Source organism: Olleya aquimaris (assembly GCF_003259525.1).
GTDB lineage: Bacteria > Bacteroidota > Bacteroidia > Flavobacteriales > Flavobacteriaceae > Olleya > Olleya aquimaris.
Genome location: NZ_QLLO01000005.1, coordinates 75,122 through 97,478, shown reverse-complemented (window position 1 = coordinate 97,478; position 22,357 = coordinate 75,122). Strand labels below are relative to the sequence as shown.

Annotated in this window: 22 protein-coding genes; 2 read left to right on the top strand and 20 right to left on the bottom strand. The window is 32.0% G+C overall.

The features are described from left to right. Positions 1-9: 9 nt before the first annotated feature. The 6 genes from LY08_RS08335 to LY08_RS08310 all read right to left on the bottom strand — a co-directional run bounded on the left by LY08_RS08335 (position 10) and on the right by LY08_RS08310 (position 6,719). Positions 10-792, bottom strand: coding sequence for an SDR family oxidoreductase (locus LY08_RS08335; RefSeq protein ID WP_111659998.1), 783 nt, complete (start codon positions 790-792; stop codon positions 10-12). A 232-nt stretch (positions 793-1,024) separates the two neighbouring features. Beyond that, on the bottom strand, positions 1,025-2,464 hold the full coding sequence (locus LY08_RS08330) for an aldehyde dehydrogenase (protein ID WP_111659997.1): 1,440 nt from the start codon (positions 2,462-2,464) through the stop codon (positions 1,025-1,027). A 79-nt stretch (positions 2,465-2,543) separates the two neighbouring features. Further along, positions 2,544-2,942, bottom strand: a complete 399-nt coding sequence (locus LY08_RS08325) for a RidA family protein (protein WP_111659996.1) — start codon at positions 2,940-2,942, stop codon at positions 2,544-2,546. Positions 2,943-3,205: 263 nt separating this feature from the next. Further along, positions 3,206-4,603 (bottom strand): FAD-dependent oxidoreductase, encoded by a 1,398-nt coding sequence (locus LY08_RS08320; protein ID WP_111659995.1) that lies wholly within the window; start codon positions 4,601-4,603, stop codon positions 3,206-3,208. A 3-nt stretch (positions 4,604-4,606) separates the two neighbouring features. Beyond that, positions 4,607-5,872 carry a kynureninase gene (gene kynU, locus LY08_RS08315; RefSeq protein WP_111659994.1) on the bottom strand — a complete coding sequence of 422 codons (1,266 nt, stop codon included), beginning with the start codon at positions 5,870-5,872 and terminating at the stop codon, positions 4,607-4,609. A gap of 178 nt (positions 5,873-6,050) precedes the next feature. Beyond that, entirely contained in the window at positions 6,051-6,719 is a 669-nt protein-coding gene (locus LY08_RS08310) for a hypothetical protein (protein ID WP_111659993.1), read from the bottom strand. Positions 6,720-6,788: 69 nt separating this feature from the next. Between LY08_RS08310 and LY08_RS08305 the strand changes: the two genes are divergently transcribed. Beyond that, positions 6,789-7,589 carry a class I SAM-dependent methyltransferase gene (locus LY08_RS08305; protein WP_111659992.1) on the top strand — a complete coding sequence of 267 codons (801 nt, stop codon included), beginning with the start codon at positions 6,789-6,791 and terminating at the stop codon, positions 7,587-7,589. Here the strand turns inward: LY08_RS08305 and msrA are convergent. From msrA to LY08_RS08290, 3 genes are all read right to left on the bottom strand, one after another. Continuing rightward, positions 7,586-8,242, bottom strand: coding sequence for a peptide-methionine (S)-S-oxide reductase MsrA (gene msrA, locus LY08_RS08300; RefSeq protein ID WP_111659991.1), 657 nt, complete (start codon positions 8,240-8,242; stop codon positions 7,586-7,588). The genes LY08_RS08305 and msrA overlap by 4 nt on opposite strands. Positions 8,243-8,385: 143 nt before the next feature. Further along, on the bottom strand, positions 8,386-9,168 hold the full coding sequence (locus tag LY08_RS08295; protein WP_111659990.1) for a zinc ribbon domain-containing protein: 783 nt from the start codon (positions 9,166-9,168) through the stop codon (positions 8,386-8,388). A 3-nt stretch (positions 9,169-9,171) separates the two neighbouring features. Next, positions 9,172-10,266 carry a Nif3-like dinuclear metal center hexameric protein gene (locus LY08_RS08290; RefSeq protein WP_111659989.1) on the bottom strand — a complete coding sequence of 365 codons (1,095 nt, stop codon included), beginning with the start codon at positions 10,264-10,266 and terminating at the stop codon, positions 9,172-9,174. A 116-nt stretch (positions 10,267-10,382) separates the two neighbouring features. Between LY08_RS08290 and lpxK the strand changes: the two genes are divergently transcribed. Continuing rightward, the gene (gene lpxK, locus LY08_RS08285; RefSeq protein ID WP_111659988.1) at positions 10,383-11,387 is read left to right on the top strand and encodes a tetraacyldisaccharide 4'-kinase; all 1,005 of its coding nucleotides are present in this window, start codon (positions 10,383-10,385) and stop codon (positions 11,385-11,387) included. On the opposite strand, the gene LY08_RS08280 is transcribed toward lpxK, so the two are convergent. The 11 genes from LY08_RS08280 to LY08_RS08230 form a co-directional block, all read right to left on the bottom strand. Then, positions 11,377-13,614 (bottom strand): ATP-binding protein, encoded by a 2,238-nt coding sequence (locus LY08_RS08280; protein ID WP_111659987.1) that lies wholly within the window; start codon positions 13,612-13,614, stop codon positions 11,377-11,379. The two genes, lpxK and LY08_RS08280, sit on opposite strands and share 11 nt — an antisense overlap. A gap of 27 nt (positions 13,615-13,641) precedes the next feature. Beyond that, positions 13,642-14,658, bottom strand: a complete 1,017-nt coding sequence (gene gap, locus LY08_RS08275) for a type I glyceraldehyde-3-phosphate dehydrogenase (protein ID WP_111659986.1) — start codon at positions 14,656-14,658, stop codon at positions 13,642-13,644. A 1-nt stretch (position 14,659) separates the two neighbouring features. Further along, positions 14,660-15,541, bottom strand: coding sequence for a lipoyl synthase (lipA, locus tag LY08_RS08270; RefSeq protein ID WP_111659985.1), 882 nt, complete (start codon positions 15,539-15,541; stop codon positions 14,660-14,662). A 36-nt stretch (positions 15,542-15,577) separates the two neighbouring features. After that, complete coding sequence (locus LY08_RS08265; protein WP_111659984.1) at positions 15,578-16,792, bottom strand: Nramp family divalent metal transporter; 1,215 nt, start codon at positions 16,790-16,792, stop codon at positions 15,578-15,580. Then, positions 16,792-17,340 carry an RNA polymerase sigma factor gene (locus tag LY08_RS08260; protein WP_111659983.1) on the bottom strand — a complete coding sequence of 183 codons (549 nt, stop codon included), beginning with the start codon at positions 17,338-17,340 and terminating at the stop codon, positions 16,792-16,794. Before LY08_RS08260 ends, LY08_RS08265 begins: the two co-directional genes overlap by 1 nt. Further along, positions 17,331-18,443: a glycosyltransferase gene (locus LY08_RS08255; protein WP_111659982.1), complete on the bottom strand. Its 1,113-nt coding sequence runs from the start codon at positions 18,441-18,443 to the stop codon at positions 17,331-17,333. Before LY08_RS08255 ends, LY08_RS08260 begins: the two co-directional genes overlap by 10 nt. A 3-nt stretch (positions 18,444-18,446) precedes the next feature. Then, positions 18,447-18,650 carry a membrane or secreted protein gene (locus tag LY08_RS08250; RefSeq protein WP_111659981.1) on the bottom strand — a complete coding sequence of 68 codons (204 nt, stop codon included), beginning with the start codon at positions 18,648-18,650 and terminating at the stop codon, positions 18,447-18,449. 102 nt (positions 18,651-18,752) lie between these two features. Beyond that, positions 18,753-19,547: an anti-sigma factor gene (locus LY08_RS08245; RefSeq protein WP_111659980.1), complete on the bottom strand. Its 795-nt coding sequence runs from the start codon at positions 19,545-19,547 to the stop codon at positions 18,753-18,755. Between the two features lie 11 nt (positions 19,548-19,558). Beyond that, on the bottom strand, positions 19,559-20,089 hold the full coding sequence (locus LY08_RS08240; RefSeq protein ID WP_111659979.1) for an RNA polymerase sigma factor: 531 nt from the start codon (positions 20,087-20,089) through the stop codon (positions 19,559-19,561). 54 nt (positions 20,090-20,143) lie between these two features. Then, positions 20,144-21,157: a UDP-N-acetylmuramate dehydrogenase gene (gene murB / locus LY08_RS08235; protein ID WP_111659978.1), complete on the bottom strand. Its 1,014-nt coding sequence runs from the start codon at positions 21,155-21,157 to the stop codon at positions 20,144-20,146. Continuing rightward, positions 21,157-22,347, bottom strand: coding sequence for a pyridoxal phosphate-dependent aminotransferase (locus tag LY08_RS08230; RefSeq protein ID WP_111659977.1), 1,191 nt, complete (start codon positions 22,345-22,347; stop codon positions 21,157-21,159). Before LY08_RS08230 ends, murB begins: the two co-directional genes overlap by 1 nt. Between the last annotated feature and the right edge of the window lie 10 nt (positions 22,348-22,357).

Here is a 22,357-nt window from a genome sequence, read left to right as displayed (position 1 = left end):
TGTATAAAGTTACAAACTTTTTGTTCTTCCGCCATCAACAGGAAGATTAATTCCGTTAATGTAGCTTGCACGTTCACTAGCTAAAAAAGTGATGGCATCTGCTAACTCTTCTGGTTTTGCAAAACGTTTTGCTGGTACAGCATTTTTCATAGCATTAGCAGCTTCTTCTTCAGAGTTTCCTGTTTTAGCAGACTTATTTTTAATAATTTCTGTTAATCGTTCTGTTCCTGTTGCTCCTGGTAATACGTTATTAACTGTAATGCCAAATTGCCCCAACTCATTAGCTAAAGTCTTACTCCAGTTAGCAACTGCACCACGAATAGTATTACTGACGCCTAGTCCATCTAAGGGTTGTTTTACAGAGGTTGAAATGACATTAATTATACGACCATAACCTTCTTGTTTCATAAACGGAACAACCGATTGAGCTAATACATGATTGCATTTTAAATGTTGTGTAAATGCACTTTCAAATTCTTCTAAGTCTGCAGAAAAGACAGGTCCTCCTTTTGGACCTCCTGTATTATTTACTAGTACATGAAACCCATGATTGTTAGCAATATATTCTGAAACCTTAGTTTTTAAGTCTGAAGGATTTGAGAAATCAGCAACTATATAGTCATGATTTCTATGTTGAGGTAATTCTGCTAAGGTTGCTTTTAACTTGTCTTCGTTTCTGGCAATAAGTGTTACTTGTACACCTTCTTCAGCTAAAGCTAAAGCAGTTGCTTTACCTATTCCTGCTGTGCTACCACAAACTAATGCGTATTTGTTGTTTAAGTTTAAGTTCATAAGATATTAGTTCTTTGTTGGGTCGAGCCTAGTCGAGACCTATTTAGTTTTCTTGATTATATTTTGAATGGGTTGTGTTTCTGCATTCAGCCAAGTTTGTAGTTACACCAGTATAAGTTAGGTTGTCTGAACATTGTAATATGTAAACAAAATATGATTTCATAATTAACCTCTCGACTGCGCTCGAGGAGACAGTTACTTTAAATATATAATATTCCTGCCTGCGCAGGAATTAGTATTTTATACAAACATTTTTAGCTTCCGTAAAAAAGCGTAATGCTTCAAATCCACCCTCGCGACCAACACCACTAGCTTTTACACCACCAAAAGGCGTACGTAAATCGCGCATCATCCAAGTGTTAACCCAAACTATTCCAGCTTGTAGTTGGTTGCTCATACGCATGGTACGTTTAAGATCGTTTGTCCATAACGTAGCAGATAATCCATACTTTACTTTGTTTGCCATTTGTAAGACTTGGTCTTCTGTTTTAAATGGCATGATGGTAACCACTGGTCCAAAAATTTCTTCTTGATTGACTCTACAGTCATCACTTTGTACTTCAATAACAGTTGGTTCCAAATAATATCCATTTTCATAACCTTTTACAGTGACTTCATTTCCGCCACATAAAACGGTCCCGTTTTCTGCTTTAGCGATATTTATATATTCTTTTACTTTTTCTAAGTGTGGTTTTGAGACTAAAGCTCCAATATTTGTTGAGGCTTCAGATGGATGACCAACTTTTAATGCTCTAACTTTAGCTACAAAATCTTTTTTAAATTTTTCATAAATAGATGCTTCGACAAAAATGCGACTTCCACAAAGACAAATCTGACCTTGATTAGCAAAAGATGAACGTACAGTAGTGTCTAACATATCATCATAATCGCAATCTGCAAAGATGATATTTGGGTTTTTCCCACCTAATTCTAAAGATAGTTTTTTAAATAGTGGAGCTGCAATCTTAGCAATATGTGCTCCTGTTGCTGTTCCTCCTGTAAAGCTAATCGCTTTTATATCTTCATGTTCAATTATAGCTTGTCCAGTAGTTGTTCCTAAACCATGAACAATATTTAAAACACCTTTTGGTAAACCTGCTTCGTTACAGATTTCGCCTAGTAAATAAGCTGTAAATGGAGTGACTTCACTGGGTTTTGCTACCACGCAATTACCTGCTGCAATTGCTGGTGCTATTTTCCATGTAAATAAATAGAGTGGCAAATTCCAAGGAGAAATACAACCAACAACACCAATAGGTTGTCGTAAAGTATAATTTACTGCTTGTTGTCCAACACTTTCGTGACTTTCGCTAGCAAATTGTGTAATGGCATTTCCAAAAAAACGAAAATTACTGGCTGCTCTAGGTATATCTACAGCTTTTGCTAAGCTTATTGGTTTACCATTGTCTTTACTTTCTGCTTCAGCAAAACGTTGTAAATTGGTTTCTAATAACTCTGAAATCTTTATTAATATTCTACTACGTTCTTCTAATGTGGTTTGTGACCATACAGGGAAAGCAGATTTTGCAGCGATGTAGGCGTTTTCTACATCTGCTTTTGTCGAATTTGGAATTTGTCCGTAAACTTCACCATTTGATGGATTGTAGTTATCTATCCATTGGTCTTCAATGGGATTGTGGAAATTTCCGTTTATGTAGTTTTTGATGTTCATGATTTTTTGTCTGGTCGAGTCCAGTTAAGACCTATTAATTGACCTATCGACTGCGCTCGAGGAGACCTAAATTTAGTGATTAATTTCCAACATAAGCCATCACTTTAATCTCAACCACTAAATCTGGATGAGGTAATTGGTGCACAGCAACTGTGGTTCTGGTTGGTCCTGTTTCTTTGTCAAAAAATTCGGCGTATGCTTTATTGTAATCTGCAAAGTCATTCATGTTTACTAAAAAGGAAGTAACATCTACAACGTCTTTTAAACTAGCGCCAACTTTTTTAAGATTGGTATCTATGTTTTTTAAAACTTCTTGCGTTTGTGTGTAAGCGTTTAGTTTTTTAGTTCCCATCTCGTCAATAATATCTACTCCAGCAATACTGTTATCTGCTCTTCGAGAACTGGTTCCTGAAACGAAAATGAAATCGCCAACTTGTTTTACATGTGGATAGGCTCCTCTTGGTTTAACGTTACTCATATTTTTATCTTTTTTTAATTTTATTCATTTTTTGCTTGTCCAAAAAACGAATCAAAAAAGGACATCCAAGCCAAGGATTTTTTCAGTTTTTACAAACTGAAAACCAATTTGAAAACTCCGCGTCGAACTGCGTTCTCCTGTCTTTCGGAGCTTTTCTGCATCTATTCTTCGCCTTGGCTATCAATTCTGCGAATTGATTTGGGACATTCAATTTTTTTAATTTTTGTTTGTCCTAAGTTAGTTACATATTTACTAACTGTTAACTATTTCAACCCAGCAATTCTGTCGTCTTCAAGAATGGCTTCGGTTTCTAATTTTACTTTGTTTAAAATATCTTTTAAATTATCTGAGGGTTTAATAATTCCATCAGACAACATATTTAAAATGGCTTTGTCTTGTGCACGACCACGTAGCATGGCTTCACGGTATCCAATATGCTCATTGAAAGTTACTAAACTATATTTAGAAGAATATTCATTTGGAAATTCTTTTTCAAGAGCCATTTCAATTTTCCGTTTTTCTTGAAAAATTTCTTGTCCAACATGATCTTTCATTTCATGAAAGTTATCTATAGCTAAATCTGCAATAGCATCGGTATCTTTTTTTCTTGTTTTTTCATATTCTGAAAAGACCGTTTCCCAATTACCTTCATGTTTGTCTAGAACAGCATCAAACTCGACAACGTCCTCAAAAGAAGCATTCATACCTTGTCCATAAAATGGGACAATTGCGTGTGCTGAATCACCCATTAGTAAGGTGTTACCTTTATAATGCCAAGGAGAACATTTTACAGTACCTAAAGGAGCTGTTGGGTTTTTAAAAAAGTCATCAACAAGATTTGGCATCAATGTTAAAGCATCTGGAAACTCTTTTTGAAAAAACTCAGTAACCCGTTCTGGTGTGGTTAAATTATTAAAATTGTATTCGCCTTCGTCATAACTTAAAAATAAAGTTACTGTAAAACTACCATCTAAATTTGGTAATGCAATGACCATAAAATCGCCTCTTGGCCAAATATGTAAAGCATTTTTGTAAGTTTTATAATCACCCGTTTTGGTTGGAAGTATACTTAATTCTTTATAACCATGGTTTAGATAATTTTGAGAAAAACTAAATAAGAATTTTTTACCTAAATAATAGCTTTTTCTCAACGCAGAACCTGCTCCATCTGTAGCGATGATGCAATCTGCATCTTCTATAAATTCCTTTTTGGTATTATAATCCTGAAATAGTGCTGTTGTGTTTTCAAAATCTACAGACTTACATTTTTTATTAAAATGAATGGTAACATTGTTATGTTTTTCGGCTTCGTCTAATAATAACGAGTTAAGTCCCTCGCGAGATATAGAATTGATGTATTCATGATCACGACCACTATAATTAGACAGAAACGTATTGCCTTCTTTATCATGAATCATACGTCCATTCATAGGTATGCACAAGGCTTTAACTTTGTCTTCGATACCTACTAATTTCATGGCTTTATTACCTCTGTCTGAAAACGCTAAATTAATAGATCGACCAGCAGAAATATCTGTTTTTCTGAGGTCTGGACGCATCTCGTAAACGGTTACGTTGTAACCTCTTTGACCAAGTCTTAAAGCGAGTAAGCTTCCGCAAAGTCCTGCACCAATAATTAGTATGTTTTGTTGTTTGCTCATTATTTATAAAATGTCTTTTAACCGTTCAACCATATTATAAACATCTTCAAAAGAGTTGTATAATGGTACAGGAGCACATCTAATTACGTCTGGTTCTCTCCAATCGCTAATCACTCCAGCTTCTGTTAATTTATCGTGTAAACTACGGTTTGCATTTTTAACTTGGATAGAGAGTTGACAACCACGTTCTGATGGGTTACTTGGTGTTATTATTTTAATGTCTGAATGGTTTAACTTGTTAATTAAAAACTCGAAATAACCAGTTAATTGTTTTGATTTATGTAATAAATTTTCAAATCCAGCATCTTTAAAAACATCAAGAGATGCTCTTATGGCAGCCATAGATAATATTGGTGGATTGGAGAGTTGCCAACCTTCGGCTCCTGGAAGTTGGTCAAACTCGTCACGCATTTTAAAACGTGTTTGTTTATTGTGAGACCACCAACCTGTAAATCGGTTTAAATCTTTACGGTTAGCATGACGATTATGTACAAAAGCACCAGATAAACTACCTGGACCAGAATTTAAATACTTGTAACTACACCAAACTGCAAAGTCTGCGCCTGAATCGTGTAAATTTAATGCAACGTTTCCTGCACCATGAGCACAATCAAAACCAACAACACATCCATGTTTGTGACCTAATTCTGTAATGCGTTTAAGATCAAAAAATTGACCTGTGTAATAATTAACTCCACCAATCATAATTAGAGCAATCTCGTCACCTTGTTCTTTTAAAATGGCTTCTAAATCGTCGTAATTAGCTAATTCTTCACCTTCTCTTGCTTTCCAAAGGATTAAACCTTCTTTGTCATCAAATCCATGATGACGTAGCTGAGATTCTACTGCATACTTATCACTAGGAAAAGCATCAGCTTCAATTAGAATTTTGTAACGTTTTGGTGTTGGTTGATAAAAGCTTACCATCATAAAATGAAGGTTGGCTGTTAAGGAATTCATCACTACAACTTCAGAAGATTTAGCGCCAACAATGTTAGCCATAGTTTCTGTTAAAAACTCGTGATAATGTAACCATGGGTTTTTACCTTCTGTATGACCTTCTACACCCAAATTTGCCCAATCTTCAAGCTCTTGATTAATATAGTCTTTAGTTATTTTAGGTTGTAATCCTAATGAGTTTCCGCATAAATATATTACGTCATTACCATGTTGGTCTTTAGGAATATGAAATTGATGACGAAAACTAGCTAGCGAATCGTTTTTATCTAATTGTTTAGCAAAATCTAAACCTAATTTAAAGTTGGTCAAGGTGAATTTGTTTTACGGTGTCCAACAAAAATAAGAATAATTAGGTTAGTAAGAAAGTTCTAATATTTACAAAAAAAGGGCTTCGTATTTTTGGTTTACGAAGCCCTTTCAAAGTTTATGTTGTCGCGTAAAGCGGAATTATTATATATACGAGTCAAACCCTAGTTTTAGATGTTTGCTATTCTGTTTTTATTGAAATATTTGTAAAATAAAGTTTCCAGTTACCATCTGGTTTTTTGTGGTCTTTTGCTATGTTTATGCCATTAAACTCTTCATAATTTTCAAAAGTTGTTATCATGGACGGTTCTTGCGTATTACCTTTTCTAAAAATCCATTCTTTAATTTTATAGTTGTCGTCATAGAAAAAATCGTAAGCATCACCTGGTGTATAACCACCATCATTACCATAAGTTATGGTTAGTTTATTTAAAGTCGCTTTACTAATTGGTGCCATACTATTTATAGAATCTGTTATAGTTGTTCCGCTATCCCAAACCAATTGAAAAGGAGCTAAAAGCCAATATTTGTCGTTTATAAAACCTTGGTCAGCTTTTATTGATGTGCTATCTAATTTTGTTCTGTTAAAGCTAATTGTATCAGTTGATGTTATTAAAGTAACGTCTTGGGTTTTGGGTTTCCAAATCCATGAGCGTTCAAAATGAACAGTATCTCTATCTACATTAAATGTAAAATTAAGTTGACTAACATTAGCCCAATGGTCAATCCCGTGAGCTTTTGCTATCTTTTCTGCTGTAGTGAGTTGAACAGATTGTGATTTTTTTTCTGCATTATTTTTACAAGAAATTAAAGAACATATTATAAGTGCAGTAAGTAGTTGGTTTTTCATAATTCTGAATTTTAGTAAAGGTATAAAACATTAGAAAAGAAATTTTATCTTACACATCAAAATATAGTTATGTTATCTAATAAAGATTTTTTTGAAGCTAATAAAGCAACTTGGAATGATAAAGTGAAGGTGCATGCCAAAAGTGATATGTATGATTTAGAGGCTTTTAAAAAAGGGAAAAACTCTTTAATGACTTATGAATTGAAGGCGCTTGGAGACGTATCCGGAAAATCACTTTTGCATTTGCAATGTCATTTTGGTCAAGACACATTAAGTTGGAGCCGACTAGGCGCTAAGTGCGTAGGTGTAGATTTAAGCAATGAAGGTATTAAACTTGCTAAAACATTAAATACAGAGTTGCACCAGGATGCAAAGTTTGTGTGTTGTAATGTTTTGGATACGTCAGAGCATGTAAAACAGGTATTTGATATTGTTTTTAGTAGTTATGGTGTAATTGGATGGTTGCCAGATTTAAAACCTTGGGGAAAAATGATTGCAGAAAAACTAAAAAAAGGAGGTGTTTTTTATTTAGCAGAATTTCATCCCATTGTTTGGATGTTTGATTACTTAGAAGGCAAGCCTATTATGAAATATGGTTATATGCAAAACGAGGTTATTTATGAAGAATATGAAGGGACTTATGCAGATACCAACTCTAAAATGATAACCAAAGAATATGGTTGGAATCATGGTTTAAGTGAAGTAATTAATGCTTTAATTGAAGCTGGATTACATATTGATTATTTAAATGAATATGATGAAAGTCCATATAACGTATTACCAGATTTAGTTGAAACCAAATCTGGAATGTACGCTACTAAAGATAAATTGTATCCTTTAATTTTTGAGATAAAAGCGACTAAGATTTAATGATCGTCTTTTAACACCTCAGGCATTTTCGCTTTAAATTTATTTAACCTAGGTATGGATACGTTTTGTATATAAGGATTGTCTGGATGTAATTTTTCGTAATCTTGATGGTAATCTTCTGCTATCCAAAACTTTTGAAACGGATAGATTTCTGCTGCAATTGTAATATCTAATTTTTTAGCTAAAGCTTTTTTCTTAGACTCTATAATGTTTTTTTGAGCTTCGTTTTGATAAAAAATAATAGAACGATATTGGCTACCTCTGTCTGGACCTTGACCATTTACTTGTGCTGGATTTTGTGATGCAAAATAAACATCAACTAAGGTTTCAAAACTTACAACTTCTGGGTCGTAAATAACTTCTACAGCTTCAGCATGACCAGTTGTACCTGTATTACTACTCTCGTATGTTGGGTTTTTTGTATGTCCACCAGAGTAACCATTAATAACTTGGTCCACACCTTTTACACTTTCATATACAGCTTCGACACACCAAAAACAACCACTTGCAAAATAAGCTTTGGCTTTTCCGTCTTCTAAAGGGACTTCTATTGGTTTTGCAGTTTTAACTGCCTCTTGTTTAGGATTAGTTTGTGCGTGGTTATTGCAACTAAACAAAAACAACAAGGTGATAAGTGGTATTAATTTTTTCATAACTATGTTTTCTTTTTCTAATAGACGTTTAAAATTAGAAAACCTTAATTTGAAATGTTATAAATATATCTTAAATGTTTAGATATGAGCAAAAAAAAAAGCCTTTACATAGTAAAGGCTTTTTTATATAGTATTAAATGTGCTTAAGATAATTTAGCAAACATTTTTTCCATTTTTGCACGTTGCTCATCAGCTAAAGCTGCATCCACTAAGATACGTCCACTGTGCTCATCTGTAATAATTTTTTTGCGAGCAGCAATTTCCATTTGTACTTGTGGTGGAATAGTAAAATAAGAACCTCCAGATGCACCTCTTTCAATTGGTACTACTGCTAATCCGTTTTTTACATTAGTTCTAATTCTGTTGTAAGCTTTTACTAAACGCTCTTCAATTTTTTTCTTGTAGTCTTCAGACTTTTCAATAAGCGCTTTTTCTTCTTTTTCAGTTTCTTTTAAGATAGCGTCTAATTCGCTTTTCTTATGTTTTAAATGCGTTTCACGCTCTTTGTTATGCTCTTTAGTTTGAGCGATAACTTCTTTTTTCTGTTCGATTTGCGCTTTAAATTCTCTGATGTGTTTTTCAGCTAACTCAATTTCAAGTTCTTGATATTCGATCTCTTTGGTTAACGAGTTAAACTCTCTGTTATTTCTAACATTTTTTTGTTGCTCAGAGTATTTTTTGATTAATGCTTTAGATTCTTCAATCAAATTTTTTTTAGAGCTAATTTCTGAATCTACAGCGCTTAAACTATCTTCTAGTTTTTCTAATCTAGTTTTTAATCCTGCAACTTCGTCTTCTAAATCGCTAACCTCTAGTGGTAATTCACCTCTTACACTTCTAATTTCGTCAATTCTAGAGTCTATTAATTGTAGGTCGTATAACGCTCTTAGACGTTCTTCTACTGTTGCTTCTTTTGTCTTTGCCATATTTTAAAAATACTTAACAGGATTGGTATTTGTGTTTGATAAAACGATTGCAAAATTAGGAATTTTTTTTGTAAGTAAGGCTACTAAACCATTTTTTGTGAACTGTTCGCTTTCATAATGTCCTATATCTGCTAAAAGTATAGTGTTTTCTGCAGTAAAAAAATCGTGATATTTTAAATCTGAGGTCACAAAAACATCCGCTCCTGCTGCTTTTGCAGCGTTTATGGCAAAACTTCCAGAGCCACCTAAAACTGCTACTTTTTTAATAGGTTTATTTAAAAATTGAGAGTGTCTAATGTGCGACACCTTCATTTTTTCTTTTAGATAGTTTAAAAATTCGGTTTCTGGTTGTGGTTGTTCCAATTCTGCAATCATACCCATACCAATAGTTTGGTTGGTGTTTTCTAGGGTTGTTACCTCGTAAGCAACTTCTTCGTAAGAATGTGTTTCAAACAGGGTTTTTAATATTTTAGACTCTAAATGTTTAGCAAAAATGACACTAAGTTGTATTTCTTCTTCAACATGCGTTTCGCCTTTTTTACCTAAAGTAGGATTGGCATTGTCGTTAGCTTTAAATGTTCCTGTTCCATCCATATTAAAACTACAATTACTATAATTGCCAATGTCACCTGCGCCTACATTAAATAAGGCTTCTCTTAATGTTTTGGCCTCTTTTTTTGGAACATAGGTCACCAATTTTTTTATGGTTTGTTGTTGTGGAATTAAAATACGTTGGTTTTTAAGATTAAGTTGATTGCAAATCATTGCATTTACACCACTTATATGATTGTCTAATGCAGTATGGATAGCATAAATAGCAATGTTGTTTTTTATGGCTTTTAGTACAGTACGCTCGACATAATTTTTACCTGTTATACTTTTTAAGCCTTTAAAAATAATAGGATGGAAGCTTAAAATAAAGTTGCAGTTTTTAGCTATAGCTTCATCAACAACTTCTTCTAAAGTATCTAGTGTTACTAAAACGCCTGTAACCTTACTATTGTTATCACCAACAAGTAATCCTACATTATCAAAATCTTCTGCATAATTAAGTGGAGCAATGTCTTGAATATGATTAATCAGGTCTTTTACCAACATACTTTTCTGTCTTTATTATTTAAAACAAATATAAAATATTTACTTTCGTTACTGTTAAAGTTGGCTATATTTCATTTTATAAAATGAAAGGAAGCTTTTTTATATAACTAACTAAAATGAAATTATTACGCATTATTTTATTCCCAATTGTACCCATTTACTATATCGTGACTTGGATAAGAAATGTAATGTACGACAAAGGTTGGAAACAGTCTAAACAATATGATTTTCCTGTAATTTGTGTTGGTAATTTAAGTGCTGGAGGTACCGGAAAAACACCTATGGTAGAATATTTAATTAGAGTATTAAAAGACAAAACTACATTAGCAACATTAAGTAGAGGTTATGGTAGAAAAAGTGAAGGGTTTATATTGGCAGATGCTAACGTAAATGCTGAAATTTTGGGTGATGAACCATATCAGTTTTACCATAAATTTTCTGAAGACATTCTAGTTGCAGTTGATGCCAATAGGCAAGAAGGGATAAGTAAATTATTAGATACTAACACGAAGCCTGAAGTAATTTTGTTAGATGATGCCTTTCAGCATAGAAAAGTAAAAGCAGGATTAAATATTTTATTAACCACTTATACCAATTTATATACAAGAGATATTGTACTACCAACTGGAAATTTGCGTGAACCTAAAAGTGGTGCTAAACGCGCAGATTTAATTGTTGTAACTAAGTGTCCAATAGATTTAAGTGCAACTGAAAAACAAAGCATTATAGCAGAAATACAACCACTAGACCATCAGCAGGTGTTTTTTAGTACTATTGCTTATAGTGATGAAGTGGTTTCTGAATATAACACCATCAAACTAACAGATTTAAAGGATTTTAAGCTAGTAACTGGGATTGCAAACCCTAAACCTTTAATTGATTTTTTAAAAGGCAATGCGCTTAATTTTGAGCATATAAAGTTTAAAGATCACCATGCTTTTAGCATCAAAGAAATCGATTATTTATCAACTTTTGATTGTATTGTTACTACAGAAAAGGATTATATGCGACTAAAAGATAAGCCTGCTTTAAAAGGTAAGTTGTATTACCTTCCAATACAATTAGAGATAGATAATGCAAAACAATTTAATAGTGAAGTAACCTCTTTTGCTAAGCTGTAGCATTGGTTTTTTCATTTAGCATTAAAGCATTAAATAACTTTTTCTCAAAGTCTTCTTGTTTGAATGGTTTTGGAATAATATCTGTAAAACCAGCATCTTCAAACTCTTGCATTTTATCTTCAATGGTAACTGCTGTTAATGCAAAAATGGTTAGCTCTTTATCAAAAGTTCTGATAATTTTTGTTGCCTCAATTCCGCTAATTCCTGGCATGTGGATATCCATTAAAACAACATCATAATTGATGGTTTTAACTTTATCTACTGCTTCTTCACCATTATCAACTACATCACAATATAGCTTCATTTTATTAAGGATTTTTTTGGTAATCATTTGATTAATTTTATTATCCTCAACGACTAATATTTTTATGTTACTTAATTCCAATTCGTCTACTTCATTAAAGTAATTAGCTTTTTTCTCGACTATAATTTCATTACTCTTTTTCATTGGTATTTCAAAGAAAAACGTTGTGCCTTTACCTAGCTCACTTTTCATATAAATTTTTCCTTTTAAAATATCAATTAATCCTTTGACAATAGAAAGTCCTAAACCAGTACCACCATATTTTCTGTTAATTTGTATGGATCCTTGAGAGAAGCTTTCAAACATGTTTTGTTGCTTTTCTTCGCTAATTCCAATACCATTGTCTTCTACTTCAAATCGGATTTCAAAATTATCTCCAACTTGATTTAGTTTTTTAATTCTTACCCAAATATCTCCATCTTTTGTAAATTTAATCGAGTTACCAATTAGGTTTATAAGTATTTGAGATATTTTTAATTGATCTGCATTAAAGTTAGTTGGTAAATCTTTGTCATACTCTAAATGTAGTTGTATGTTATTATCTAAAGCAGAATTGTTTAAAGCTGAAATAACATTTTCGGCTTTCTTTTTTAAATTAAATACTTCAGGTTCAATATCTACTTTATTAGCTTCAATTTTATTAATTTGAAGGATATCGTTAATAAACGTCAATAAATAATCTCCTGAAAATTTTAACGATTTTAAATGTTGTACTTGCTCTGGTTTTGGATTTTCTTCTAAAAGCATATTTGTCAATCCCGTTACAGCATATAGCGGAGTTCTAAGCTCGTGTGTTACTGTAGATAAAAAGTTAGCCTTAGTTTTAGTAGCTAATTCTGCTTTTTCCATTGCAATAGTTAATTCTGCATTTTTTTTATGCAAAATATTATTAGATTTTAATCTAATATTATTGTTTTTGTATAGAGAGAGTGTTAGTAAAGACAGAATGGTAATTAAAGCTATACTTAAAATGGTAGTTAATTTTTCTAACCAGGTAGAACTTGCTTCTTTTTCTAAATCGGCTTCTTTTTCTTTTTGATACTCTATTGGGTTACTGTATAGCTTATCCAATCTTTTTTCTGGCGAAAGGTAGCTTCGTTTTACTTGTAATAGTGAATCGTTAAGCTTGATGTGCTTTTTTAGGTAATCATTGGCAATTTTAAAATCTCTTTTTTCGGTATAAATATCACTAAGTGCTGCATACGCAGTATTAATAACGTTAGCGTAATTATTTTGCTTTGCAAGGTCAAGACCTTGTATAGCTGTGTTTTCTGCAAGTGTTAAAAGACCTAGTTTAGCTTGAGTTATACCAAGACTTATATAAGCACTACTTAAGATTTTAGTATTCTGATAGCGTTTTGCTAAGCTAATAGCAGTTTCATATTCTGATTGAGCTTCTTCGTATTTTTCAAGTTTGAAATATGCCTCTCCTTTATGAAGGATTGTCTCAGCTTCATAGTCGTGTAAATCTTCATTTTCAAATAAACGTTCTGCAGAATTAAAATAATCTAAAGCCCTGTTGTAGTCTTTTTTGCTCATATACACATTACCAATGGTTTTGTAGGTTTCGGCAATGTTAATATTGTCTTTAGCAAAACGCTGTTTTTCAACAGCTTTTATTAAAGTTTTTAAGGCTTCTGTATGTTCTTCGGTAATAAATTCAATTTTACCAATTTTAGAGTAAATTAAACCTATACTTTTATTGTCATTTATTTGATTGGCAAGCTTAAGAGCTTCGTCTAAATCGCTTTGTGCTTTGTAGAACTCATTAGAATCAATGTTTTTCTGGGCTAAACTAATATTATAATTAATTTTGCCTTGAATGATTTCCTTTTCTTTCTCTGAAAGTTCTTGAGCATGTAGGTTAAAACCTAGTAAACAAGTAACTAAGCAGAAGGATAACTTAATTATTAGGGACTTCATTATTTACATTTATAACGACAAATATAGTTATTTATCCGATAAAAGTTGCTTTTTTTCCGATAAATTGTATAAAAGGTCAATTATTCTACAAGAATATCCTGTTTCATTATCGTACCAACCTATAATTTTTACCATGTTTCCAATTACCGAAGTCATTTGCGAATCAAATATACAAGAATGAGTATTTCCGACTATATCTATAGATACAATTGGGTCTTCTGTATATTCTAAAATACCTTTAAATTTTCCATGAGATGCCTTTTTAAAGGCTTCATTAATAGTGTTAATATCTACTGTATGCTTAACATTAAAGGTAATATCTGTTAACGATCCATTAGCTACAGGTACTCTAATGCCACATCCACCAATAACATTTGATAGGTCAGGAAAAATTTTAGTTAACGCTTTTGCTGCTCCTGTTGTAGTAGGAACAATACTTTGTCCTGCTGCTCTAGCACGTCTTAAATCTCTATGTGGTTGATCATGTAGGCTTTGATCTGTGGTGTAGGAGTGGATTGTTGTAATGTAGGCTTGGTTTATTCCACACAACTCATTAATAATATCAATCATAGGAGCTGCATTATTAGTTGTACAGGAAGCGTTAGAAATGATTGCTTCTGTACCATCAAGCTCATCTTGATTAACCCCTAAAACTATAGTTTTAATATCATCTTCAATAGGTGGAACGCTTAAAATAACACGTTTTGCTCCATTTTTAATATGAAAGAGAAGCTCTGATTTAGATTTAAATTTTCCTGTAGCTTCAATAACAAAATCTGGTGAATAAGCACTCCAATTACAATGTTTGGGATGATTACAATTTAATAATGGCACTTCATTATTATCTACTATAATAGTTTGTGCTTTAGAAGTTATGGTAGCAGGAAAGACACCATGTATACTGTCGTATTTTAATAGATGACTTAATGTTTTAGCGTCTGCTAAATCATTAATTGCCACTACTTTTATGTGTTTGTTGTTATGAAGTAATCTAAAAACACGTCTTCCAATACGACCAAAACCGTTGATTGCAACAGTAATCATATTAATTAATGTGTTTTTGAGCTTTATAAGAAGAACGTACTAATGCACTACTTTCTACATGTCTAAAACCAAGTTTTAGTCCAATTTCCTCATATTCTTTAAACTCGTCTGGTAAAACAAAGCGTTTTACAGGTAAGTGTTTTTTACTAGGTTGTAAATATTGACCTATGGTCACTACATCTACATCGTTTTCTCGTAAATCGTGAAGTGTTTGTATAACTTCTTCTCGTTCTTCACCTAAACCAAGCATGATTCCAGATTTAGTTCTGCGTTGTCCTTTTTGTTTTAAATATTTTAAAACACCCATACTACGTTCGTATTTAGCTTGGATGCGGACTTCTCTAGTTAAGCGTTTTACGGTTTCAATGTTATGTGACACAACTTCTGGTGCCACATCAATAATGCGGTCAATATGCATCTCTACACCCTGAAAATCTGGTATTAAGGTTTCAAGAGTTGTTTCTGGATTCATTCTTCTAACAGCCTTAACGGTTTCTGCCCACATAATGCTGCCCATATCTTTTAAATCGTCTCTATCTACACTAGTTAAAACTGCGTGCTTGATTCCCATGATTTTAATAGATCGAGCCACTTTTTCTGGTTCGTCCCAATCGACATCTTCTGGACGACCAGTTTTTACACCACAAAATCCACAAGATCTGGTGCAAACGTTTCCTAAAATCATAAAGGTAGCAGTACCTTCTCCCCAACATTCTCCCATATTTGGGCAGCTTCCAGAGGTACAAATGGTATTTAATTTGTATTTATCAACTAATCCTCTTAGCTCGGTATATTTTTTACCAGTTGGTAATTTTACACGTAACCATTTAGGTTTTGGTTGTCTTTCTGAAGGTAAGATTACAGATGCTGTGTCGTTATTCATAGATGCCATTTTCTGATGACAAAGATACGAAGTATTCTATAAAGTTTTTAAAAACCAAATGCTAAAACCAATTAAGAAGATAATACCACTAATACTTAAAATATGAAGACCTTTTGATGGTCTCCAATCTTTTGGTGTATGTTTTCCACTAATTAAAATATAATTGACTATGGCGTAAAAAGGAGCAGTTAAAAACGATAAAATTGTGGCTATTTTTATTAGTAATCCCATTTCTGAAGCTAATACAAAAAAGATAAATATTGTGCCAAAGGTTAGAAGCAGTATCCAAAACAAATAGCCTTTACTAAATGTTTTATTGGTTATAAGTTCTAACGATTTGTGCATGGCTCTTGGTGATGCGTCTAGCGTAGTCAATGTTGTACTAAACATAGTGGTAAAAGCAGCAATACCAATTATTATATAGGTCCATTCGCCTAAGTTGTTGGTGTACATGGTGATTAATTGGTTAGAAAATTGTCCAGCAGAATCACTAAAGGTCTCACCACTATTAAACATGACTAAGTAACCTAATAGTACAAATCCAATACCCAAAATAATGGTTGTAATGTAACCAATATTAAAATCTAATAAAGCCGATTGTGGAGTAAGGTTTGTATTGTCTTTTTGTTTTTCAATAGTCCAAAGGGAATGCCAAACAGAAATATCTAAAGGTGCAGGCATCCAACCCATAAATGTGATTAAAAATGTTAATTCTAATGTGTTTTTTGGTAAAATTTGAAGAAATGATATCTCAGTTTTATTATTAGTAAATGCGAATATAACTGCTAAAATTGTACTTATGGATAAGGTAACTATTATAATTTTAATAAGTCTATCCAATAGTTTATAGCGACCAAAAAATAAAATAACTAAGCAGATGACTAGAATAATGATTGTCCATCCTTTAACCGTAATAAAATCTCCAAATAGGGTAGAAGCCAAACCTGCAGTTACAATTGTAACCGCTGTTTGAATGGTAAACATAGTAGCAAATGTTAAAATAAAATAAGCAAATAAAACAGGTTTACCCAGCTTTTTATAACCCTCTAAAAGGCTTTCTCCAGTTGCAGAAGCATATCTAGGTCCAAACTGAAAAAAAGGAAATTTAAAGCAATTAACCAACAATAAAGCCCAAAGTAGTCCCAAACCAAAATCAGCACCTGCACGTGTAGATTGTACCAAATGTGAGACGCCAATTGCAGCACCAGCAAATAATAAACCTGGACCTAATTTTTTTATTGAGGTTAGCATTACTTTTTTTGAATTATTTCTGCTAATAGTTTTTTAGCACGAAGCAACTTGACTTTAATGTTATTTATGGGTTCATTAAGTTCTTCAGAAATGTCTTTGTAGCTTAACTCTTGGAAATATCTTAAATTAATAACCTCCTGATAATGAGGTTTAAGTTTTTTAATATCTCGTAATAATTTGGCTAGATTTTGTTCTGTAATTAGTTTGTCTTCAACAGAAGGGGTTTCGTCTAAAACTTGATAAACTTCATTGTCATCAGATTTTGAAATAGCCTGTTTAATAGAGTTTTTTTCTTTTCTAACAATATCTATATGGATGTTTTTAGAAATGGTAATTAACCACGTATTAAAGGCGTATTTACTGTCATAGGTGTCTATTTTGTCAAACGCTTTAGAGAAGGTTTGAATGGTAATATCTTCAGCATCGTTTTCGTTTTGAATACGTTTTAACTGAAACCCATACACTTTGTCCCAATAATTATGGAGCAGATAATTAAACGCTTTTTGATCGTTTTGTTTTGCTCTTTTTATGGCTTCTTCTATTTCCAATAATTTGGTTTTGAAATTTGGTTGGTTATAAAGATACTAAATTGTAATACAATCAATATAATTTCTAAAATGGGAAGTAGTAAAATGGTGTCAAGTTCATTTAGTTTTTTAGCAGAAAATCCTAAACTTAGATATTGGATTAAAAACCTTAATATAATTAAGCCTAAAACAAAAGGCCATAAAAAAGTTGTTATTAATAAAGTGATACCTAACAGCCAAAATAACACTTGTGTAATATAAAAAGTGGCCAACAAAAAGCGATGTTTAAACTTATAATGGTTAGCTGTAGAGATATGTCTGCGTTTTTGTTTATACCAATCTTTGTAAGTTGTTTTTGGAAAAGAGGTTGTAAAACTATTTTTAGAGTAACAAATGGAAGTGTTTTTAGCATTTGCGGCTTCATTAATAAATAAATCATCGTCTCCAGATCTTATTTTCATATGTTTTATAAAACCATTGGTTTTAAAAAACTCATCTCTGTGGTACGCTAAATTACGTCCTACTCCCATATATGGAAGTCCAATTTTAGCATAAGAAAAATATTGAGTTGCTGTTAAAAGGGTTTCAAACCGTATTAGTGAATTTAGTAACGAGTTTTTTATTTTATTGTAAGCGCCATAACCTAAAACTATAGTGTTTTTATTAGAAAAATGACTGCTCATTTCTTTTATCCATTGATTAGATATTGGTTGACAATCTGCATCTGTGAATAGTAGGTTATTGTATTTTGCTGCTTTAATACCAAGCGATAAGGCATATTTTTTATTTCCCCAGAAAGCTTCTATATTTTTAACATCAACAATTTTGATATTATAGTGTTTTGTAGCAAATGTTTCAAAGACTTCTAAAGTGTTGTCATTAGAGGAATCATTTATTAAAACAATTTCAAAAGTTGGATAGTCTTGTTTTAATAAGTACGGAAGAATTTTTTTTATGTTTTCTGCTTCATTTTTAGCGCAAATAATTACAGAAATTGGCAAAGATTTATTGGTGGTATTTTCACTTTTAGAAAAAGCAAAGCTTCCAAAAAGTACACCATAGTACAATACTTGAATAACTACTACAATTACAAAACTGTAGAACAATACTTCAAGTATAAGCATGTATTAAGAATGTTGAGTTTCGTTACAACTATCAAACTGGTCTGGAGTTTTACCACAAAAACCACAAGATTCTCCCTCTGTATTTAACATTGGGTTCTGACTTGCACATGTGCCAGCAAATTTACCGTCTTTTTTAGCCCATATTTTAATTGCAATTCCTGCAAAACCTAGTGCTAAAAGACCTAAAGTAAGTAATAAAAGTTTCAAAATAAGTTCCTTTTTTTATACTGCAAAGATACTAATTTTTAAAGAAAAAAATTATGGATTTTAGTAAATGAAATGTAGAGATGAAAAACTTTTAAACAATGATTAATCATTAAGTTTTAACGAAATCTCTGCAACTGGAGTGTCATTAGATCTAATTTGACTTCCGCCTTTTGGTTCTATAGAGATACTTAAACCTAAAGCATCTTCTGTATAAGGTATCTCTTGTAAGCGTCTATCTGCTTCACTTAAAACACCTAGGCTTACCATTTTATCTTGTAACTCTGCCCATATTTGATATACCTTATTATCAGGTAGTTGTGGCAAAGAAACCACATCAATCATGGATTTTTTCTCTTTAGGATTAATATAAGCTACTGTTTTAAGATTTTTAGCTCTTCTATTTCCTTTTAATATGTATTTTTCAGTTTCTGGATTATTAAGTTGTTTAAACTGTTCTAATAACTGATTTAATGTATTGTTATTATTTGCTATATCGCTTCTTAAGTCAAAAATTTCATCAGCAATTACTTGGTTTTCATCAGATAATTTTTGATTCTGATTAAATAGGTATGCAGAACTTCCGGCAAATAGTAGTGCTGCTACACTAGCAGCAACTGCATAACTATACCATTTTTTAGAGCGTTTTGGTTTAAGTGCTATAACTGGTTTATCATCTATTGCTTCTAATACTGAATTTAAAACAGACTTAGGTGCTTTAACACCATTAAGTTGAGCGGTAAATTCTAGTTTATCTTGTAGCGTTTCGTAAGCTTTTTTTATTTCTGGATATTCAGAAATATAATGTTCAACCTCTAATGTTTCAGAAGCTGAGGTTTGACCTATTAAGTACTTATTTAATAAGCCAGAGTTTAAAAATGTATTTATTTTATCATTCATCACTTTTACAATTAAGGGTTGTAAATCTTTTTCAATTCACGTAACGCAATTTTTAATCTTGATTTTATTGTACCTAAGGGTATATCTAATTCTTCGCTCGCTTCTTGTTGCGTCATTCCTTCAAAAAAGAGCGCATTAATAACTACCTGATACTTTAAATCTAATGTGTTTAAATGCTTTTTTATATCTAAAACATCCTCATTTAAACTATTGGTTGTCAGTTTATATACGTTAGATTCTTCAATTTGGATTTCTTTATTAGATTTATTGTTTACAGATCTAATTTTATCTATTGCAGAGTTATAAGCAATACGATATAGCCAAGTAAATAATTTTGCTTTGTCTGGGTTGTAGCTTTTTCCTTTTTTCCAAACTTTAATCAAGGTCTCTTGCAGTACATCTTGCGCTAAGTCATCATCAGAAATCACCTTTTTAATTACTCCATATAATGCATCAGAATAATTCTCGTATAATAAAGTAATGGCTTGTTTGTCGCCATTTTTTAGATGTCTTACAATATGTTGTTCTAAAGAAAATTCCAAGTTAATTGATATAGTTGTTAGTTTAACTAATTTAAACCAAAGTTATTATTTTAATTAAAAAATATTGACTTCTGCTTCGATAGTAATTTTAAAGATACGATAAATAGTGTTTTGAATTAATTTTGAAAGTTTTAAAATATCATGTCCACTAGCGCCACCATAATTTACTAATACCAATGCCTGCTTTTTGTGCACGCCATAATTCCCAAAAGTTTTACCCTTAAAACCTGCAGTTTCTATTAGCCAACCAGCTGGTACTTTAATAGCATTTTCAGATACAACATAATGTGGCACCTCTGGAAAGTTTTGCTGTAGCTTTTTAAATTCTGAAACAGAAATAACAGGATTTTTAAAGAAGCTACCAGAATTACCAATCTCTTTAGGGTTTGGCAATTTGCTCTCGCGAATAGCGATTACTGCTTTAGAAATGTCTTGTATGGTAGGGTTTTTAATATTCATGTTTTCTAACTCAGTAGAAATAGCTCCGTAGTTAGTATGCAAAACATGATTTTTTGTGCTTAATCTAAAGGTTACACTTGTAATAATATATAGTCCTTTAGCTTCTTGTTTAAAAATAGAGTTGCGATAGTCAAATTTACAATCCTTATTATAAAAAGTTTCTTCTTTTAAGGTGTCTAAATTTATGGCATTGCATGAATAAAAGGTGTCTTTCAACTCTACACCATATGCACCTATATTTTGTATAGGACTTGTACCAACATTTCCTGGTATTAAGGATAGGTTTTCTAATCCACCATAGTTGTTTTTTAATGTCCAAAGAACAAAATCATGCCAGTTTTCGCCAGCTTGACATTCAATTAAAACTTCATGATCAGTTTTAGAAACTATTGATTTTCCTTTTAAGTTTATATGAATTACTAATGCCTCTACATTTTTTGTCAATAACATATTGCTACCTCCACCAAGTATAAATTTATTTGGATATTTATTTGAAGCATAGAGGTCTTTTAACTCGTCTACAGAGTTAACCGAAATAAAATGCTTCGCTTTGACATCTATACCAAAGGTATTGTAAGGCTTAAGTGATATGTTATTTAAAACAGGCACTAATCTTGATACACTTTTAGTGCTTCCTTAATTATATTTACAGCTTTTATTAGGCTTTTTTTGTTTAATACATAAGCTATACGTATTTGGTTTAAGCCTACTCCTGGTGTGCTGTAAAAACCTGCTGCAGGAGCTACCATAACAGTTTCTCCATCCACATCAAAAGATTCTAATAACCATTGTGCAAACGCATCACTATTTTTAACAGGTAATTGTGCTATGCAATAAAACGCACCTTTAGGATTGGCTACTTGCACACCTTCAATTTTGTTTAATTCTTCTATTAGCACATTACGCCTTTCTACATATTCTTCAATGACATCATCAAAATAACTTTGAGGGGTTTCTAATGCTGCTTCGCTAGCAATTTGTGCTAAAGTTGGAGGACTCAGTCGTGCTTGTGCAAATTTTAAAGCAGTTGCAATAACCTCATTGTTTTTAGATACTAAACATCCAATTCTAGCACCACACATGCTGTAACGTTTAGAAACAGAATCAATAACTATAGCATGATTATCTAAACCTGCTTCTTGTAAAATGGAGTAGTGTTTTGCACCATCGTAAGCAAACTCGCGATATACTTCATCTGCTATTAAAAACAAATCATGTTTTTTTACAATATCTGCTAGTTTTTTAATTTCTTCTTTAGAATATAAGTAACCCGTAGGATTTCCTGGGTTGCAAATTAAAATTGCTTTAGTTTTAGGTGTGATTAATTTTTCAAATTCCTCTATTGGAGGTAATGCAAAATTATCTTCAATTTTAGATATTACCGGAACGACTTTAACACCAGATGCGGTTGAAAAACCGTTATAGTTTGCATAAAAAGGTTCTGGTATAATTACTTCATCATCCACATCCATAATACTTCCAAAAGCAAATAATAAAGCTTCGCTACCACCAGTAGTAACTATAATATTATCGTGATTAACTTGTATTTCATTTTTAGCGTAATAGGCTGCGATTTTTTTTCTGTATTCTTCAGAACCTTCAGACCTAGTATAAGCTAATATATCTAAGCCATGTAATTTAACTGCATCTAATGCTAATTGTGGTGTTTTAATATCTGGTTGTCCAATATTTAAATGATACACAGTTTTGCCCATTTTATAGGCTTTTTCTGCAAAAGGGACTAATTTTCGTATTGGAGATTGGGGCATTTGTTGCCCTTTTTGAGAGATTTTTGGCATTATAAATAGT